Source organism: Lentzea sp. NPDC020367 (assembly GCF_044387305.1).
In the GTDB taxonomy this organism is placed as follows: Bacteria; Actinomycetota; Actinomycetes; order Mycobacteriales; family Pseudonocardiaceae; genus Lentzea.
This window is the reverse complement of sequence record NZ_JBIRVV010000001.1, coordinates 661875-680359: the sequence shown is the minus strand read 5'-3', so window position 1 is coordinate 680359 and position 18485 is coordinate 661875. Positions and strand designations below refer to the sequence as shown.

13 protein-coding genes are annotated in these 18485 nt (G+C 70.0%); 5 read left to right on the top strand and 8 right to left on the bottom strand.

Going from position 1 to position 18485, the window contains the following annotated elements:
* Positions 1–39 precede the first annotated feature (39 nt).
* Positions 40–810, top strand: coding sequence for a glucose 1-dehydrogenase (locus ACH413_RS02990; protein WP_360030002.1), 771 nt, complete (start codon positions 40–42; stop codon positions 808–810).
* Here ACH413_RS02990 and ACH413_RS02985 read toward each other — a convergent pair.
* Positions 799–3603, bottom strand: a complete 2805-nt coding sequence (locus ACH413_RS02985) for a BTAD domain-containing putative transcriptional regulator (RefSeq protein ID WP_360030000.1) — start codon at positions 3601–3603, stop codon at positions 799–801. The genes ACH413_RS02990 and ACH413_RS02985 overlap by 12 nt on opposite strands.
* Positions 3604–3656: 53 nt before the next feature.
* Between ACH413_RS02985 and ACH413_RS02980 the strand changes: the two genes are divergently transcribed.
* A complete protein-coding gene (locus ACH413_RS02980; protein ID WP_360029998.1) occupies positions 3657–4520 on the top strand; it encodes an alpha/beta hydrolase in 864 nt (287 codons plus the stop codon).
* Between the two features lie 41 nt (positions 4521–4561).
* Here ACH413_RS02980 and ACH413_RS02975 read toward each other — a convergent pair whose 3' ends face one another.
* Entirely contained in the window at positions 4562–9019 is a 4458-nt protein-coding gene (locus ACH413_RS02975; protein WP_360029997.1) for an alginate lyase family protein, read from the bottom strand.
* Between the two features lie 259 nt (positions 9020–9278).
* On the opposite strand from ACH413_RS02975, the gene ACH413_RS02970 reads away from it, so the two are divergent.
* Positions 9279–10121, top strand: coding sequence for a polysaccharide lyase (locus tag ACH413_RS02970; RefSeq protein ID WP_360029995.1), 843 nt, complete (start codon positions 9279–9281; stop codon positions 10119–10121).
* A 1-nt stretch (position 10122) separates the two neighbouring features.
* Here ACH413_RS02970 and ACH413_RS02965 read toward each other — a convergent pair whose 3' ends face one another.
* The 6 genes from ACH413_RS02965 to ACH413_RS02940 are packed head-to-tail and all read right to left on the bottom strand — an operon-like array spanning position 10123 to position 16237.
* On the bottom strand, positions 10123–11130 hold the full coding sequence (locus ACH413_RS02965) for an alcohol dehydrogenase catalytic domain-containing protein (protein WP_360029993.1): 1008 nt from the start codon (positions 11128–11130) through the stop codon (positions 10123–10125).
* Entirely contained in the window at positions 11127–11954 is an 828-nt protein-coding gene (locus ACH413_RS02960) for a carbohydrate ABC transporter permease (protein WP_360029991.1), read from the bottom strand. Before ACH413_RS02960 ends, ACH413_RS02965 begins: the two co-directional genes overlap by 4 nt.
* On the bottom strand, positions 11951–12832 hold the full coding sequence (locus ACH413_RS02955) for a sugar ABC transporter permease (protein ID WP_360029989.1): 882 nt from the start codon (positions 12830–12832) through the stop codon (positions 11951–11953). Before ACH413_RS02955 ends, ACH413_RS02960 begins: the two co-directional genes overlap by 4 nt.
* Positions 12829–14106, bottom strand: a complete 1278-nt coding sequence (locus tag ACH413_RS02950) for an extracellular solute-binding protein (RefSeq protein WP_360029987.1) — start codon at positions 14104–14106, stop codon at positions 12829–12831. Before ACH413_RS02950 ends, ACH413_RS02955 begins: the two co-directional genes overlap by 4 nt.
* Positions 14103–15104, bottom strand: a complete 1002-nt coding sequence (locus ACH413_RS02945) for a Gfo/Idh/MocA family oxidoreductase (protein ID WP_360029985.1) — start codon at positions 15102–15104, stop codon at positions 14103–14105. Before ACH413_RS02945 ends, ACH413_RS02950 begins: the two co-directional genes overlap by 4 nt.
* The gene (locus tag ACH413_RS02940; RefSeq protein WP_360029983.1) at positions 15101–16237 is read right to left on the bottom strand and encodes a GntR family transcriptional regulator; all 1137 of its coding nucleotides are present in this window, start codon (positions 16235–16237) and stop codon (positions 15101–15103) included. Before ACH413_RS02940 ends, ACH413_RS02945 begins: the two co-directional genes overlap by 4 nt.
* 131 nt (positions 16238–16368) lie before the next feature.
* Between ACH413_RS02940 and ACH413_RS02935 the strand changes: the two genes are divergently transcribed.
* Both ACH413_RS02935 and ACH413_RS02930 read left to right on the top strand, forming a co-directional pair.
* A complete protein-coding gene (locus ACH413_RS02935) occupies positions 16369–17379 on the top strand; it encodes an NAD(P)-dependent oxidoreductase (RefSeq protein WP_360029981.1) in 1011 nt (336 codons plus the stop codon).
* Positions 17379–18401, top strand: a complete 1023-nt coding sequence (locus ACH413_RS02930) for a dihydrodipicolinate synthase family protein (protein WP_360029979.1) — start codon at positions 17379–17381, stop codon at positions 18399–18401. Before ACH413_RS02935 ends, ACH413_RS02930 begins: the two co-directional genes overlap by 1 nt.
* Positions 18402–18485: the final 84 nt, after the last annotated feature.

Sequence of the window (18485 nt, the reverse complement as noted above, 5' to 3'; positions counted from 1 at the left end):
TTCCGAGGTGAGTCACTCAACTCACCACTGGAGGACATGATGGGACGCTTCGAAGGCAGGACGGTGTTCGTCACCGGCGCCACGAGCGGGATGGGCGCGAGCCACGTGCGGGGCTTCCACGCGGAAGGCGCACAGGTCGTGATCGCCGCGCGGGACCTGGAGGCGGGTTCGAAGGCCGCCGAAGAACTCGGTGAGCGGGCGTTCGCCGTACGGCTCGACGTGACGGACGAGGACGCGTGGATCTCCGCGGTCCAGGCCGCGGAGGAGCGGTTCGGGCCGGTGTCGGTGCTGGTCAACAACGCGGGCGCGCAGCACGCGGCCGCGCTGATCGAGGACACCTCGCGCGAGGTCTGGGACCGGACCATGGCGGTGAACCTGACCGGTCAGTTCCTCGGCATCAAGCACGTCGCACCGTCGCTGCGCAGGGCCGGCGGCGGGTCGATCGTGAACATCGCGTCGACCATGGGCAACGTGGGTTCGCCGTACTACGCGCCGTACGTCGCGAGCAAGTGGGCGCTGCGCGGACTGACGAAGACCGCCGCGCTGGAGCTCGGCCGCGACGGGATCAGGGTGAACTCGATCCATCCCGGCGTGGTGTCGACGCCGCTGATCAACGAACCGGTCGCGGCCGGTCAGCCCGCGATCGGCGACCTCTACTCCCCCGCGCCGTTCGCCGTGCCGCGCCTCGGCGAGCCCGGCGAGTTCACCGCGCTGGTTCTCTACCTGGCTTCGGCCGAGGCGGCGTTCGCGACCGGCTCGGAGTTCGTGCTGGACGGCGGCCTGCTGCTCGGCCCGGCGCTAGCCGCGTAGGTAGTTCGTCACCGGGCCGAACGTGACCAGTCCGGTGCCCGCCACGAGTTCGTCCTTGGCGGGCAACAACAACGCGTGGGCGCGCTCCCGCAGTTCGTCGTCGCGCAGTCTGGTCGCCGCCATCGCCAGCAGGCAGGCGCGGACCTCGGTGAGCAGGTCCGCCGGCCCGTCCGGGAGCGCTCGCGCCGCGGCCAGCGCCTCGTCACGGGGCAGTGCCAGCGGGCGAACCCAGTCCAGCAACGGGCCCCAGTCGTCATCGAGTTCCACTGTGGACGGACCGTGCACGCTCAGCAGGGCCAGCGGCAGGAGTCCGCGCTCCATGCCCCACATCCCGGTGCCCTTGACGCGCTCGGCCGCGGCTCGGTAGGCGCGATCGGCGTCGGCGGTCTTCCCGCCCGCCGTGAGCTTCAGCGCCGCGTACCAGTCGGTGAAGACACCGACCAACGGCAGGTCGTGGCGCCGGGCGAGGTCGTCCGCCGCGGCCGCGTGCAGGTCGGCGGTGCCGAAGTCGGCCAGCGCGGAGCAGGCCTGGACGAGGATCAAGTGACCCAGCACCTCGTAGGTGACGTCGGTGGCGACTTCGAGGAGTTCGCGGCCGATCGCGGCACGCTCGTGGGCGAGGCCCGTGCGGCGGAAGGTGTGCATGAAGCGTGCGTTCAGCGCGAACGCCCGGAGTGCGGGATCGCCGAGGTCACGGGCTATGGCCTCGGCTTCCCGCGCTTCGCAGAGGCGGGCGCTGGTGCCCCGGTCTTCCATGGCGATGGTGGCGAGCAGACGGGCGCGGGTCGCGGTGGGGCCGGGAAACGCGGGCAGCGTGCGTTCGGCGGCGGCGATCAGTTCGGCGGAGTGGGCCGGGTCGTCGTTCGTGGTCCAGATACCGGGGACGTCGTACGAGCCGATCACCTCGGCAAGTTCCCGCGGACCGCCGGCCAGCCGCAACGCCGCCGACCTCTGCTCCCGTGCCGCTGCCAGGTCTCCGCTCACCGCCAACGCCCTGACCAGCCCCGCCAACCGCTCCGAGCCCGCCGCGATCGCGGCACGCCACAGCCGCACCGCCTCCCGTGGCGAACGCGTCTGCTCCGCGGCCTCCGCCAGTGCGTTCGCCGCCGCCGCGCTCCTCGTGCCCGCGAGGGCGTAGTGATGCGCGAGCGTCTGCACGTCACCAGGTCGCAGCGCCTCCGCCACCGCCTCGTGCCAGCGAGCACGCCTGGTCAGCGACACGTCCTCGTACACCGTGTCGCGCACCAACGCGTGCGTGAACCGGGCGTGACCGGGTGCCACCTCCACGACGAACCCGGCTTCGATCGCGACGTCCAGCGCGTCGAGCACGTCGTGACCGGCCAGTGCGGCCAGCAGGTCCACCTCGACGTCCCTGCCCAGCACGGAGGCCTGGCGCAGCACGGTCCGCGCCTGCGCGGGCAACTCGGCGAGGCGGTGGCGGAGCACGTCCCGCACGCCGGCCGGGACCGCGCCGAGATCGCCGCCGGACGCGACCAACCGGCCGAGTTCCTTGACGTAGAAGGGATTGCCGCCGCTGCGTTCGTGGATCGCGACCGCGTTCTTCGCCCCGACCAGTGCGGCGACGGCGTCCGCGTCCAGACCGCCGAGCTCGATCCGGACCGGTTCGGCCCGGGCCAGGGCCTCCAGCGGTACCGCGGAGCGTGAGGTCGCCACGATCAGCACCCGGCCGGAGAGCCGGTGGCCGGTGAAGGCGGCGAGCACCGCCAGGGTCTCCTCGTCGGCCTGGTGCAGGTCGTCCAGCACGACCAGCACCGGTGCCGCCGATTCCACAGTGGACACGATCGTGAGGCGGAGCTGGAACCTGTCCGCGGCGGCGAGCTTCTCCCCCAGCGCCTCCACGACCTGTTGCCACGGCCACGCGACGGGCGCGTCCTCCTGGCAGCGCGCCCACACCGTCCGCCAGCCCCGACCGGCCAGCATCCCGGCGAAGGCCGTCGCGAGCGCGGTCTTGCCCACGCCGGCCTCGCCCGTCACCAGCGCGATCCCCAGCCCGGCCGCCGGGACGGCGGACTCCAGCAGTGCGAGTTCGGCGGCACGTCCCACCAGCGACGACTCGGGTGCGGGCAGCAGGCGCGGCGACTGGGCCAGGATGTCCGCCTCCAGCGTGCGGAGTTCCTCACCGGGATCGACGCCGAGGTTCTCGACGAGCGCGTGCCGGGCGTCCCGCACTGCCGCGAGCGCGTCGCCCTGCCGTCCCTCCCGGTACAGCGCCAGCGCCAGCAGGTTCCACGCCTTCTCGCGCCACGGGTGCTCGGCCAGGTGAGCCCGCAGGTCCGCGACGACGCCCGCCGCGCGGCCCAGTGCCAGCGCGGCCTCGGCCCGGCGTTCGACCGCCACGAGCCGCAACTCCTCGAGGCGGTCGATCTCGGCCCGTGCCCAGTGGAACTCCGCGAACTCGGCGTAGGCGGGACCGCGCCACAACGCGAGCGCACCGTCCAGCACGGACAGATCGCCGCCGAGCATCTCCTCGAACCGCCACGCGTCCACGTCGTCGGCGAGCAACGCGTAGCCCGCGCCTTCGGTGACCAGCAACGAGGACGGAGTCCGGGGTGGACGGTCAGGTTCGAGTACCTTGCGCAACGCTCCGACGAACGTCTGCACCGTGCCGAGGGCGCCGTCCGGCGGCTCCTCCCACAGGTCGGCGACCAGCAGGCGCACCGGTACGACGCGACGCCGGGCGACCAGCAGGCGGGCCAGCACGGCGCGTTGTTTCGGGCCACCGAGGCGGGCGGATCCCGCGGTCAGCGGGCCGAGCACCCCGAACGTCACCACCCGCTGACCCTAACGCTGATTCGTTGCTGATCGGGCCTCGGCACAGTGACCTCGTGAACCACACCGCATTCGACCACCAGCGCGTTCAGGTCTCCGACGGCGTCGAACTGAACGTCGCCACCACCGGCCAGGGCAGCCCGGTCGTGCTGTTGCACGGCTTCCCGCAGACCCACCTCATGTGGCGGCACGTCGCCGCCGACCTGGCCGCCGACCACACCGTGATCATGCCCGACCTGCGCGGGTACGGCGACAGCGACAAGCCCGCCGACACCGGCCTCACCTACGCCAAGCGCACGATGGCCGCCGACGTCGTGGAGGTGGCCCGCGCATTGGGGCACGACACGTTCGCCCTGGCAGGGCACGACCGGGGCGCGCTCGTGGCGTTCCGCGCCGGGCTCGACCACCCGCTGCACGTCACGCACCTCGCGTCGCTCGACGTGCTGCCGACGCTGGACATGTGGGACGTCATGCGGGGAACGTCCGCCGCCGTCGGGTTCCACCTGTTCCTGATGGCCCAGCCGCCGGGCCTGGCCGAGCAGATGATCAACGCGGTCCCGGACGCCTTCTTCGGCCACTTCCTCGACATCTGGAGCCAGAAACCGTTCCCCGAGGGCATCCGTGCCGAATACCTGCGGGCGAGCCGGGAGGCTGTCACGTCGATCGTCGCGGACTACCGGGCGTCGGCGACGATCGACGTCGAGCACGACACCGCCGACAAGAACGCGGGCAACCAGCTGGAGATGCCGGTCACGGTGCTGCAGCAGGACTGGGGTGCCGCGCTCGGCTTCGACGCCAGGGCGCTGTGGCAGGCCTGGGCACCTGACCTCGACCACCGCACGGTCTCCTGTGGACACTTCATGGCCGAGGAGGCGCCGGAGGTCGTCGCCGGGGCGATCCGCGACCTGCTGGAGCGCTGACGCGAACGGGCCGGGGCTCGCGGCCCCGGCCCGTCGCACCGCTATCCGACCGTGAACGTCACCTTCAGCAGATCGCCGTGCCGGGTGACCGAGCTGACCGGCTGGTTGTTCAGCTCGACGGTGCGGACACCGGGGGCGTGCACGGTGATCGTCACCTGACCCCGGTCCGCCGTGCGCCCGACCGCGAGCCGCAACGTGCTCCCGTCGAACACCGCGGAGGCGTTCTCCAGCTTCTTCGACGCCGTGAGCCACGTGCGCCCGTCGACCTCGACCGACTGGCGGTTCAGCAGATCGATGCTCAGCGGCTTCTCGCCCGCCCTGCGCACCAACGCGTACCCGCCGTCGTACAGCACGTCGTCACGCCGATCGCCGGCCAGTTGCACGCGCACGTGCCCGTCACGCACCTGTTGCGCGGACACGATCGCACTCGGTGCGGCCGCCGACCTGGTCTCCAGCACCGTCGTGAACCGGGTGGTGGTCCCGTCACGCCGGGCCAGGACGAACGGGATCTGCTTGCCGTCCGTGGCCAGGCCGGGCCCTGTCGTCTGGAGCACCCGCGTGGACGACGGTTCGAGCGCCCTCATCGACAACACCGACTGCGGCGTCTTCCACTCCGCCTGCCAGGTGCCGTTCGCCGCGGTTCCCTCGGCCACGAACCGCAGTTCGTCGTAGCCGAAGTCCTTGTCGTTGGGATCGAGCACACACGTGCCGCAGGCCGGCGGCGTCATCGTCGGGCCGGACACCGTCAGGTCGCCTACCCCGTGCCACGACTGGTCGAACCGGTGCGCCGACGAACCACGAGCGTCGAACACGTCCACTGTGTACTCGTCGGTCATCAGCTCGGCTCGCCGCAGCGACACGTCCGGCATCGCCGCGTACGGCTTGTCCGCCTTGGCGTCGACCACCTTGAACCGCGGCGTGGTACCGAAGTACTCCAGCGCACCGCGGATGTTGCGGTCCTGGCTCTTGCCATCGACCACGACGGTGTTGTGCGACACCGACTCGCGGTACCAGTTGTTGGTCAGGTCCGCGTTGTCCACGCCGTAGATCTGGCCGAGGTCGGTGGACTGCAACCCTCCCCCGCCGACGACGTCGAGGTGCAGCTTGTCGGCGTGGCCGTGAGTGCCGCCCGCGACGCCGTGGTCGAGCCGCAACGCGTTGGCCTGGAACGGATCGACCGCGCCGGAGAAGCCCAGTCGCACGTCGTCGAACAACGCGACACCGGCGGCGTTCTCCACCGCCAGCGAGATCCGGGCCGCGATCGCGTCCTTCGGCACGTCGGCGCTCAGCGTCCGGGAACGCCAGCCGAGCAGGTCGTGGAACGTGGTCACGACCGGCGCCGAGACACCCGCGGGCGTCACGAACGACAGCTCGATCCGTGCGCCGCCGTTCTCCTTCAACGGCAGCAGCGGTGAGAACGTCCGCGCGTCGAGCTTCACCGACGTCACGTTCCCGCCGGTGACCGGGACATCGGTCGTCCACGCGCTGCGGTTCAGGCCGCCGGTGACCTTCGCCGACGACGCACCGCGGTACGGCAGCGGCGACAGTTCTGCCGCGCCCTGCTTGGTCCAGCCCTGGGCCGAGTCCTCGAACCCACCGGACCCCAGCAGGTCGTCGGCGAACAGGTCGACGTCGTCGACCGTCACATCGCCCCGCACGGTGAGCTTCACCGAACGGGCGAGCGGCGGCACGTCCAGGCCGGTCTCCCGAGCCGACCAGGAGTCACCGGTGATGTTCAGCGAACCCCGACCGACCTCCCAGCGGTCGAGCAGGAAGACCGCGTCGATGCTGCCCTTGCCCTTCGCCATCGCCTGCAGCGTCAGGTGACTGAGCCGGGAGCCGCCGAGCGGGAACGTCTGCGAAGCCGCTCCGGTCAGCCTGCGGTCCTTCCACGTGCCGCCGTCGAGCTGCCAGAACGCGGGCTTGGTCGCGTTGCCGAGCGACGCCTCCTCGAAACCGGGGTTCGGCACGAGGTTCGGCGCGTCGGAGGACCGCAGCACCGTCTCGCCGAGCCCGCCGAACGTGGCGCTGGGCTGACGCGGTCCGCTCAGGCTCGGCAGGGTGTCGACGCCGAAGCGCAACGCCCATCGGTCCGAACGGGGACGGCCGAGGTTGGTGTAGGCGTAGTTCAGGCCCGTCGCGAAGTCGCGTTCGCCGTACTCCGCGTAGGCCCACTCGGCCATAGCCGCGAAGCTCGGCCCGAAGCGCCGGCCCCACGTGCCACCGTCACCGGCCGCCGGGATCGTCAGGTCGGGATGCAGGTACGGCAGCAGCGTCGTGTGCATCGAGCGGAAGCGTTCGTCCACTGTGTAGTCGCGTTCGCCCAGGTTGCGCGCGGAGACCGCGAGCGAGGTGAGCGCCTGCAACGCGTACACGTGGTAGCTCGCGGCGCCCTCCCACCACCAGCCGTCGGACAGCCGGGCCTTGTTCAGCAGGAACTCGGTGCCCATCTCGGGATCGTCCAGCGCCCACTTCCGCAGACCCGCGTCCCCGATCGCGGACCCGATGCCGTGCACCGCCGCGACCGTCCAGGCCTGGAAGTTCGACGTCACCGTCGGATACGACTGCACCAGTTCCGCGAGTGGCTTCAACAGGTTCAGCGAGATGTCGACGCGATCGGACTCGGGCAGCGTGTCCCGGATCAGGTCGTAGCCGTCGATCAGGCCGATGGCGGCGACGGCCTCGTCCAGCGACTGGTAGTGCACCCGGCCGTAGATCACGTTCAACGGCACGGACAGGAACCGTTCGGCGTAGTACGCCAGGACGTCCCGTGCCTTGGCGGCGTAACGCTGGTCGCCGGTCACCCGGAACGCGAGCCCGAGGTCGGCGACGGCCTGGGCGGCGTTGTTGTGCCAGATCTCGATCCACGCCGCGTCCAGCAGATCACCGGTGTAGGACTTGCCGTCGATCGGGCAGCGGTGCAGCTTCGGGGAGCTGTAGTTGAACTCCAGCGAGGTGTTGGTGCCGGGGCACTTGAAGTTGCCGCTCCAGCCGCCGTGGTTCACCGGCTGGTCGAGCGGCCGCGCGAGCCACGCGTCCGCCTCGGCCTTCACGACCGAGTCGAACGCCTTGCGCGCCCAGTCCTGCCCGGCGATTCGCTGCTTCAGCGCGTCGAGCTGCGCGGGAGTGCTGTAGACCCGTGGCGCGCCGCCGGGAGAGGTCGCCTGGTCGGCCTTGAAACTCGCCTGCTGCACCAGGGTCACGTCGCCGGCGGGCGTCGCGGTCAGCACACCGGACGACCCCGCCGGCAGCGACACCGAGACGATCGTGGACTCCCCCGGTTGCAACACCGGAGTGACGGCGGGCGTCACCGAACCGGGCCCGTCCACGGCCAGTTGCAGCGAGTCGGCGACAGCGCGGCGGTTCGTGACGGTGGTCTGGAACTTCGCCTGACCACCGGCGGCCGCGCTCTTGGTCTGCGTGTCCGGGGAGATCCACGGCGACTCCGGCGTGACGCGGACGTCGTCGACCCACGCGGTGCCGGTGGCGTTCTGGATCGCCGGGATGATCTGCAGCTTCGTCATCAGCGGCGGCACGCGGAACGTGCCGGAGATCGTCGTCCAGTCGCGCGAGCCGGTCAGCACGCCGTTGAGCAGGCCTGACGGCGAGTAGACGCTCTGGCCGTTCGCGTCGGTGTAGAGGAACCCGACGGTGACCCGCAGGCCGCCCGGGAAGTCGGTGTAGTCGGCCGTCTCGACCCTGTCCAGCTTGACCCTCGCCGACACCTGCACGACGGGCCAGGTCTTCTGGTCGAGCGGAACGGTGACGAAGCCGCCGATCTTCTGCGTCGGCGAGGCGTCGATGCGCAGCGACCTGGTGCCCTGGAAGGCCGTCGTCGAGTCGACCTTGTAGGTGGCGCTCAGGTACGGCGTGCACCACGCGGGCGCCGGACAGGCCTCAGTGGACGGTGAGGTGAGCTCGAAGCCGGGGTTGCTGACCAGGTTCACCCAGGACTCGGCCCTGACCTTCAGGTCGTCGAACCGCACGGTGCCCTTGGCCCGGTCCAGCGCGATCGACAGGAACGCCGACACCGTGCCGGCCGGAACGGTGTGCACATCGGCACGCTCGGTCCAGTCCTGCGTGCCGGTGAGATTGACGCCCTTCCAGGTGCGCTTGCCGGTGGCGTCCACGAACGCGATGCTGATCTTCGCCGCGTTGTCGGCGGTCGCGCCCTGCACCACGTTGTCCAGCTGCACGCGGCCGGACACCTTGACCGAGCTGATCCGCCGGACGTCGATCCCGAACGACGCCGACGTGGCGCCTTCCCAGGCCGAGCCCGTGGCGGACGTGACGGCTAGAGCGCCGTTCTCGCGCTTGGCTCCGGTGGAGAGCGTCCACGACGTGGTGGCGTTCTCGAAGCCGCCGTTGCGCAGCAGTTCGTGTGCCACCGGTGTGTCCGGGGCCGGTGGTCCTGGTGCGGCGGAAGCGGTCGCACTCGTGGCGACGGCCATGGCCGCCACGACGACGAACGCCTGCAACACCGCGACAGATCTCCTCATCGGGTTCCTCCAGATAAGAATTCATTCCGCCTGAGGGAAGGAATGCAACGGCCCCCGCACGTTGCCGGAATCCTGCGACATCGCGGAAGTCCAGTCAATGCCCGGTTTTCGCTTCACCGTCCACACCGGAATCTTTGCGGAATGACTTCGTCTTCCGTTGACCCACCGCCCGCCACGTGGCAATACTGCGTCAGGTAAGTGGTGCAGACCACCTCGTCCTCCCGCCCGCCCGCGGGTCACACCCCTGTGGAGGAAATGCATGCGAACAAAGACGTTGCTCGTGCTTTCCAGTTGCGCGGCGATACTCGCCTCGACCATTGCCGCACCATCGGCGATGGCGGCAGCGCTGAACAACTACTTCGAAACCCCTGCCGCCGGTTCGCCCTACACGCTCGCGAAATGGGCTGCCGACGGCTGGAACGCGCCCTGGCACCAGGGTCTCGACACCCGCACCTACATCGACTCCAGCGTGAAGCGCAGCGGCAGCAAGTCGTTGCGGGTCACCTACCCGGCCGGGCAGTTCGGGCCGGGCCCGTCCGGTGCGCAGGCCCCGTTCGCGATCCCGCGCGCCCAGCAGTACTACGTGGCGCAGTGGGTGCGCTTCAGCTCGGACTTCAGCTGGGGCAACACGAACTTCGCCGGCAAGGTCGGCGTCGGCCTCGGCGCGGGCGCGTCCTGCTCCGGCGGCCAGGCGTGCGACGGCTACAACGGCTTCACGTCGCGGTTCATCTGGCGCAGCGGCGGCAAAGCAGCGATCTACTACTACAGCATGGATCACGCCAGCCAGTACGGCGACTACCGCGACCTCTCGCTCGACGGGAAGCCGGTCTACTACCCGCCGGGCCAGTGGGTCGAGATCGTGCAGCGGGTCAAGGTGAACACCGTGACGAACGGCAACGCCAACCCGGACGGCGAGATCCAGGTGTGGTTCAACGGCCGCCAGGCCGCGCTCATCACCGGCCTGAAGTTCGTGCGCAACGGCGACCTGATCGACCGGGCCTACCTGTCCTCGTTCGCGGGCGGCGGTGACGCGTCGTTCGCGCCGACCAGGACGGGTTACATCTGGTACGACGACCTGCGCGTGAACACCAGCCCGATCTAGCTCAGCCATACGTCACCAGCGGTTTCTCCGGCAGCAGAGCCAGAGTTTCCGGCAGTGAGTCGAACGTCAGGTGATCGCTGAACACCGGCAGGGGATCCACCTCTCCCCCGGCCACGAGAGCGAGCACGGCGGGCAGGTGCGGCGTGATGTCGGGCCTGCCCGTCGTGAACGTGACCGCGTTCATGTACATCGGCCCGGTCGGCACCGTGACGCCGGCGAAGTAGATGCCGGCGCTGTGGCAGTGCCCGCCCGGTTCGGTCGCCTTCAACGCCGCCGTGAGCCCGTCCGGATGCCCGGAGGCGTCGTAGGTCAGCGGGAACTCCCGCTGGTCCAGGTCGCCCGCCGATGCGACCGCCTGCGCGCCATACCCCTCAGCAATGGCGCGACGACGGTCGTTCGGATCGACGTAGACGACCCGGGACGCGCTCAGCGCCCGCGCGAACGCGCAGGCGTACAACCCGATGCTGGTGCCACCGAAGACGAGCAGCGCCGCACCGGGAGCGTGCGTCTGTCCCTTGAGGACGCTGCCGTACGCGTCCGTCAGGTTGTCCGAGGCTGACGCGAACGCCTCGGGCCTCACCCCGTGCGGCAGCTTGACCAGGTTCGCCGCCGCCCACGGCACTCGCACCAGTTCGGAGAACAGGCCGCCCCACGCACCACCGAGCGGCAGCCCGAACATCGCGTACCGGGGCACCGACAGACAGCGCGACGGCGCCCCCGCCGAGCACGTGGCACAGGTACCGCAGGAGGTGTGCCACGGCACGACGACGAGATCACCCGCGACCAGCCCGGAGACCTCGTCCCCCACCTCCACGACCTCGGCCACGCACTCGTGCCCGAGCTGCAACGGCGCCGGGAACGGCGTGCGTCCCGCGATCACCGCCCGGTCGAGGTCGCACGTGGTGGCGGCGACGGGCCGCACCACCGCGTCGCCGGGATCGACGACGCGCGCGTCCGGAACCTCACGCCAGCGCAGCTCACGAGTTCCGATGTACTCCAGCACCCTCATTTGACACTCCCCGCGGTGAGTCCTGAACGCCAGTACCGCTGCAACAGCAGGAAAGCGAGTACCAGCGGCAAAAGCGCGAACAACGACCCCACGACCATCAGCGGGTAGTAGTCCGGGTCGATGTTCGCGAGTGAGTTCCAGCTGTACAGACCGAGGCTGACCGGGTAGAGGTTCTGGTCGGACAGCATCACCAGCGGCAGGAAGAAGTTGTTCCAGATGGACGTGAGCTGGAACAGGAAGATCGTCACGTACCCCGGCGCGAGCATCCGCAGTCCCACGGACACGAAGCTGCGGATCTCCGTCGCGCCGTCGACCCGTGCCGCTTCGAGCACCTCGTTCGGCACGTAGGACGCGGAGAACACCCGCGCCAGGTACACGCCGAACGGGTTGAACAGGACCGGGATGATCACCGACCAGATCGTGTTCGCCACACCGGCCGCCGACGCCATCAGGTACAGCGGCAACGCGAGCACCGCGGCCGGCACCATCACCGACACCAGCACGAGCGCGAACAGCTGGTTCTTGCCGGTGAACGAGAACTTGTCGAACACGTACCCGGCGGCCGTGCTGATCAACGCGCCGACCGCCGCGCCGCCGACCGCGTACATGATGCTGTTGAGGTACCAGCGCCCGTAGATGCCCTTCTCCTGTGTGAACAGGCCCTTGACGTTGTCCACCAGGGCGAAGTTCTCGACTGAGAAGAAGTCGGACGCGAACAGCGCCTCGGTGTCCACGGTGGAGGCCAGCAGCAGCCAGACCAGCGGCAGCAACGCGTACAGCGCGCCGACACCGATCACGACGTTCGCGGTGAGCCGCCCGGTCATGCCCTACCTCCCCTGGACGCGCCACGGGTGACGGCGAACGAGAGCAGACAGCACACGACCAGCAGCAACACCGAGGCCGCCGAGGCCAGGCTGTGGTTGTTGCGCGCGAACGCGGCGTCGTAGATGTACATGTTGGGGGTGAAGCGCGGGCCGATCAGCGGGGTGACCTTGCTGAGCAGCATGGGTTCGGTGAACAGCTGCAGCGCGCCGATCACGGTGAAGATCAGCACGGTGACGATCGTGCCCCTGATCAGCGGCACCTTGATCGTCACGGCCGCGCGCACGGGCCCGGCGCCGTCGATCGCGGCCGCCTCGATCACCTCCTGCGGCACGGCTCGCAGCGCGGCGAAGAAGATCACCGTCGTGTAGCCGAGGCCGCTCCACAGCGCGATGTTCACCAACGACGGCACGACCATCTCAAGTCCGAGGAAGTTGACCTCGATGTCGAGGCCCTTCATCAGGTCGATCACCGGCGAGATGCCGGGCGTGTAGAGGTAGAGCCAGAGGACGGTGGCGATGATGCCCGGCACGGCGTGCGGCACGAACAGGATCGTCTGGCTGATCTGCCGCAGCCGCACCACTCCCGAGTCGAACAGCAGCGCCAGCGACAGCGCGCCGACGATCACCAAGGGAATGAACACGGCCGAGTACAACAACGTCACGCCGACGCCCTGCAGGAAGCTGGGGTCGGTGAGCACGACACCGTAGTTGCGCAGACCGACGAACGCCGTCCGACCGTTGCCGAACCCGAGCCCGGTGTGCGAGCGGGCGAAGAAGCTCAGGTAGATCGCGTACAGCGTGGGCACGAGGAACACGACGGCCAGCAGCGCGACGAACGGGCCGAGCAGCAGGCCGACGGCGGAGCGTTGCCTGATCACGAGCGCCTCACCGACAGACCGAGGCTGCGCATGTCCGGCAGCGTCTCCGCCTCGGCGTCACGAAGTGCCTGCGCGATCGTGGTGCCGTAAGGGATCCGGGCCAGCCCGTGGTGGATCGACGTGGCGGTGGACTGCATGCGCGGCCCCCACATCCAGCCGCCGTGCTGCAGTTCGTACTGCTGCGCGGCGAGTCCGTAGAGGTCCTGGCCGCCGTAGAACGTCGTCTTGAACTGCTTGGCGGCCGCGTCCCACAGCTTCGGCGCGGCGGGCAGCAGGCTGGACCGCCCGCTCGACAGGCGCGCGGTGATCGCCTCGGGCGAGGTCGACATCCACTCGATGAACCGCATCGCCCGTTCCTTCTTGACGCTCTCCGCGGTGATCACGTGCAGCGAGGCGCCGTCCCGTCCGATCGACGGTGTGGCGGGATCCCACTGCGGTGCCGCCGCGATACGCCACTTCCCCGTGCCGCCGGGCACCGAGGACGCCAGCGCCGCCACACCCCACGTGCTGACCAGATGGGTGGCGACCCGTCCCTCGGCGAGGGCGGCGAGCCACTCCTGGCTGCTGCCGGGGGCGATGAACAGCAACTGCTCGTCGAGCAGGCCCTGCCAGTACTCGGCCGCCTTCAGCGACCCCGCGTCGGTGAAGTTGACGACCCACGAGTCGCGGTCGACGCCGAACCACCGCCCGCCGGTCTGCATGACGTGCGCGGCGAACAGGTTGTAGCCGTTGGGGTGGAAGGCGGTCAGGTAGATGTTCTTGGCCTTCAAGGCGCGGGCCGCCTCGCGGAACTCGTCCCACGTCGTCGGCACGTCGACGCCGTGCTCGCGCAGGACGTCCTCGCGGTAGAGCATCAGCAACGGCGGCAGGTCGAGCGGAACGCCGTAGACGCGGCCGCCGAACGCCGCGCCGGACCACGCCACCTCGCCGAGCTCCGACCGCAACCGCGCGCTGACCAGGTCGGTCAGGTCGGTGGCGACGCCGTCCAGCGCGAACATCGGCAGGTCGGCGTCGGCCATCGACACGACGTCCGGCGCGTTGCCGGCGCGGGCGGCGTTCGACAGCTTCGCGTTGCCACCGGCGAAGCCCGAGGTCACCGTCTCCAGCACGACGGGTTCACGAGGGTTCAGCGCGTTCCAGGCGTCCACGACGGTGTTCGTGCCGCGCAACGACGACCAGAACTTCAACGGCCCGTTCGGGTCCTTTGTGGACGAGGAGCACCCGGCGAGCAGGGTGAGACCGGTGGCAGCCAGCAGGCTGCGTCGGCTGATCATGGGCGGACCGCGGGACGCGGCACGTCCACGGGGTTGCCGCGGTCGGCGGCCTGGTAGACGGCCAGCGCGGCGGACACGACCGACCGTCCGTAAGCGCCGTCGATGTACTCGCCGCCCTCGCCACGCGCAGCCGACGCGAACCCGTCGAGCTGGCTGCGGAACGCCGTGCGCAGGTGGCTGGGACTCGCCTCGACCAGCGTCGTGATGTTGCCGTCGCGCAGCAACAACAGGCCGTCGGCGGCGGAGACCCGGAGCGTCACCTCCGGCATGACGACGTCGGTCTCGTCGTAGTAGGGCGTTCCCCTGCTGGTCAGCACGACGCTGGCGGTGACCCCGTTGGCGAGCTCGATCAGCGCGAGCGAGTCGGTCTCGACGTCGATGCCCTCACGGCCCCGCACCACGCTGCTGACCCTGCGCACGGTGCCACCACCGAACCACTGGATGCGGTCCAGGCCGTGCGTGCCGACGTTCAGCACGATGCCACCACCGGCGAGAACCGGGTCGAAGAACCAGGCGGGCCGCGAGTTCCGCTCGTAGTGCGCGGACCGGCGGTGCGCGATCAGCAGCGGATCACCGAACTCCCCGGACGCGATCAGCGCGCGGGTCTCCCGTGCCACCGGGTCGAAGTGGATGACGTGGGCGACCGCGAGCAGCACGCCCGCGTCCCGGCAGACCTCGATCATCCGCGAGCAGTCCTCGACGGTGGTCGCCATCGGCTTCTCCACCAGCACGTGCAGCCCGGCCTGCGCGGCCTCCACGACCTGCTGGGCGTGCAACGAGTGCGGCGTCGTGATGATGACGCCGTCGAGGTTCGCCTCGGTGATCATCGTGCGGTAGTCGTCGTACACCTCGACGCCCGGTGCCGCGAGTGCCTCGGCCGCTTCGCGCCGCACGTCGCAGATCGCCGCGATCGCGTAGCCGTCGGCTCCGGCCGCCGCACGGACGTGGTGCGCGCCGACCGCGCCGGCACCCAGGAGTCCGATCCGGAATGAGGTCATGTCCCTGCTTTCTCGTGAAGCTTCAGCTCTGCCGAGCCGCACGACGCCCTGACGACGAGCCGCGGCTGGATGAGCACCTGCTGGGAGGGAACGTTGCGGCCACCGTCGATGCGGTGGAGGAGGAGCTGGGCGGCCAGCGCGCCCACCTCGGTCTTCGGGGGCGAGACGGCGGTCAGCGGGATGTCGCCGACCTCCGCCACCTCATCGTCGTAGGCGACCACGGCGAGATCGCGCGGCACGGACAGGCCGAGCCTGCGCGCGGCGACGATCAACGCGGCGGCGTCGCGGTCACCGTGGCAGAACACCGCCGTGACACCGGATTCGGCACAACGCCGGGCGTAAGCGGAGATGTCCTGCGCCTGCCAGAGCAGCCTGCGCACGGTGGCGGCGGCATCGACGTCCAGCAGCTCGACGGCCTCGTCGAACCCGTTCGCGACCTGCTCGGACGTGCCCGTGCTGACGCGGCCCAGGAACCCGATCTTCTCGTGTCCCAGCGACTTCAGGTGCCGGACGGCCTTGCAGACACCGCCGGCGTGGTCGGTGCCGACGAACGTGGTCGGGTCGTCCGGTTCCGGCGACGGCGGGCGCCGCTCGGCGAGCACGTACGGGACCGGGAGGTCGCGAAGACCGTCCACGTAGGACTGCGGGTCGTTCATCAGGTGCAGGCTCGGCACCAGGAGCAGGCCCTGCACACCGGTTTCGAGCATGGTGCGCAGTTCGTCGCGTTCGACGTCGAGGTCGTACTTCGAACACACCAGCACGACTCCGACGCCCGCGCCGCGCAACACGCGCTGCAGTCCGTCGATCACGCGCGGGTAGTAGTAGGTCGTCGACGGCACGAGCACGCCGACGAGCGGCCGTCCCGATCCGATCGGCGCGGTCTCGGAGCGGACGAACGTGCCCGCGCCCTGCCTGCGCAGCACGATCTGCTCGTGCACGAGCTGGCCGACGGCGCGCCGGATCGTGTTGATGCTGACCGACAGCGTGGTGGCCAGCTCACGTTCGACGGGCAGCTGGTCGCCAGGCCCGTACACCCCGTCGGCGATGTCCTTGCGCAGACGGTCAGCGGCCCACTGCCATTTCGGGCCAGCGGAGGAATGAAGGAATGAATCCCCCGATTCAGCTGATGTCATGCCGGGAAGAATGACTCATGCTGCTCCTTGCCGCAAGAGGTGACCTGTGATTTTGTGAGCCAAGACCACATCAGGCCAAAAATTCATTCCTTTCAAAGAATGAATTCGTCGCACGCTGGGAGTGTGCCCTCATGAATGAGGCAGACCTCGAAGAAGAACTCGTAAGGCCCTCTCCCGCGCTGGTCGCGGAGGCCGCCGGCTGGGGTGACGTCGTCGTGCTCGGGGCGGGCGGCAAGACCGGGTCGGGCATCGCCGGCATGGCCCAGCGAGCCCTGGCTCAGGCCGGTGGCGACGCACGGGTGCGGGCGGTGTCGCGGTGGTCCGACGAGGACGGTCGCGCGCGGGTCGAGGCCCAGGGCGTCGAGATCGTGACGGCCGACCTCGGGGATCCGGCCGCGGTCGCCGGTCTGCCGGACGCCGACACCGTGATCTTCCTGGTCGGCGCCAAGTTCGGCACCGCGGGCGCGCCGGAGCAGGCGTGGATGACCAACACCGTGCTGCCCGCGTACGTCGCCGAGCGCTACCCGAAGGCGCGGATCGTCGCGCTGTCCACGGGCAACGTCTACGGCATGACCGCGCCGGTCACCGGTGGCAGCGTGGAGACCGACGAACCGCGGCCCGACGGCGACTACGCGATCACGTGCCGCGGCCGCGAGCAGGTGTTCACGCACGCGGCACGGACCAGGGGCACGCCCGTGGCGTTGATCAGGCTCAACTACGCCTGCGAACCCCGGTACGGCGTGATAGCCGACCTCGCGCAGAAGCTCGTCAAGGGCACGACGATCGACCTCACCACCGGAGCCGTGAACGTGGTGTGGCAGCGCTACGCCAACGAGGTCGTGCTGCGCAGCGTCGCGCACGCCTCGGACTCGCCGTTCGTGCTGAACCTGACCGGACCGGAGACCGCGTCCGTCCGCTCGATCGCCACGCGGTTGGCGTCTCGCCTCGGCGTGGAGGCCTCGTTCACCGGCTACCTGCCAGAGACCTCGCTGCTCAGCGACGCGACGACGTGCCACGAGCTGTTCGGCTACCCGGACCGCACGCTCGGGCAGCTGATCGACCTCCAGGCCGAGTGGCTGCGCGGCGGCGGGGCGCTCTGGTCGAAGCCGACGAAGTTCGAGCGACGGGACGGGCGGTTCTGATGGACTTCGCGACAGCCGCCCTGCTGCACCGCGGCACGGTGATCCCCGCGCACCCGTTGGCGCTGGACGAGTCCCGCAGGCTCGACGAGGAACGGCAACGGGCGCTGACCCGCTACTACCTGGAGGCGGGCGCGGGTGGGCTCGCGGTCGGGGTGCACACCACCCAGTTCGAGATCCGGGAGCACGGGCTCTACCGGCCGGTGCTGGAACTGGCGGCGGAGGAGATCAACCGCCGGGCGCCGTTCACCACAGACGCCGGGCAGGCCGTCCCCGGCCCGTTCGTGCGCATCGCGGGCGTTGCCGGTCCCACGCGGCAAGCCGTGGCCGAAGCCGAGGTGGCCCGCGAACTCGGCTACGACGCCGTCCTCGTCTCCCCCGGCGGCCTGCCCGACCTCTCCCCCGACGACCTCCTCGACCGCGGCGCCGCGATCGGCGAAGTCCTGCCGACCATCGGTTTCTACCTCCAGGAAGCCGTCGGCGGCCGCTACCTGCCCCGCGCCTACTGGCGGCGCCTGGCCGAGCAGCCGTCGACGGTTGCGGTGAAGGCCGCGCCGTTCGACCGCTACCGGACGCTGGAACTCGTCCAGGGCGTCGCCGACTCCGACCGGGGCGCCGAAGTCGCGCTCTACACCGGCAACGACGACAACATCGTCAGCGACCTGCTCACGCCGTTCCACGTGCGGGGCGGCGTGAGGCGGTTCGTCGGCGGGCTGCTCGGCCATTGGGCGGTGTGGACGCGTTCAGCGGTGAGGATCCTCCAGGACGCCCACGCCGCAGTGGACGGCGATGCAGAAGCGCGTGCACGGGTCGAGGCACTCAACGCCATGTGCGTGGACGCCAACGCGGCGGTGTTCGACGTGCGGAACAACTTCGCGGGCGTCATCGCCGGCGTGCACGAAGTGTTGCGGCGTGAGGGAATCCTGCGTGGCATCTGGTGCCTCGACCCGCACGAGACCCTCTCCCCCGGCCAGGCCGAGGAGCTCACCCGCGTGCAGAAGACCTACGCGGACTGGTTGAGCTGACGCAGGTGCGGGCATCGCGTCCGCCCACGGATGCCCGCACCTCACCCTCGCCCGCGATCCTTTACATGTCAACGGAATCAATTC

What these genes read in the sequence shown, in the direction of transcription:
- ACH413_RS02975 (WP_360029997.1), bottom strand. Translation starts at nt 9,019, where the DNA reads ATGAGGAGATCTGTCGCGGTGTTGCAGGCGTTCGTCGTCGTGGCGGCC.
- ACH413_RS02970 (WP_360029995.1), top strand. Translation starts at nt 9,279, where the DNA reads ATGCGAACAAAGACGTTGCTCGTGCTTTCCAGTTGCGCGGCGATACTC.
- ACH413_RS02960 (WP_360029991.1), bottom strand. Translation starts at nt 11,954, where the DNA reads ATGACCGGGCGGCTCACCGCGAACGTCGTGATCGGTGTCGGCGCGCTG.
- ACH413_RS02990 (WP_360030002.1), top strand. Translation starts at nt 40, where the DNA reads ATGGGACGCTTCGAAGGCAGGACGGTGTTCGTCACCGGCGCCACGAGC.
- ACH413_RS02950 (WP_360029987.1), bottom strand. Translation starts at nt 14,106, where the DNA reads ATGATCAGCCGACGCAGCCTGCTGGCTGCCACCGGTCTCACCCTGCTC.
- ACH413_RS02945 (WP_360029985.1), bottom strand. Translation starts at nt 15,104, where the DNA reads ATGACCTCATTCCGGATCGGACTCCTGGGTGCCGGCGCGGTCGGCGCG.
- ACH413_RS02940 (WP_360029983.1), bottom strand. Translation starts at nt 16,237, where the DNA reads ATGACATCAGCTGAATCGGGGGATTCATTCCTTCATTCCTCCGCTGGC.
- ACH413_RS02930 (WP_360029979.1), top strand. Translation starts at nt 17,379, where the DNA reads ATGGACTTCGCGACAGCCGCCCTGCTGCACCGCGGCACGGTGATCCCC.
- ACH413_RS02935 (WP_360029981.1), top strand. Translation starts at nt 16,369, where the DNA reads ATGAATGAGGCAGACCTCGAAGAAGAACTCGTAAGGCCCTCTCCCGCG.
- ACH413_RS02965 (WP_360029993.1), bottom strand. Translation starts at nt 11,130, where the DNA reads ATGAGGGTGCTGGAGTACATCGGAACTCGTGAGCTGCGCTGGCGTGAG.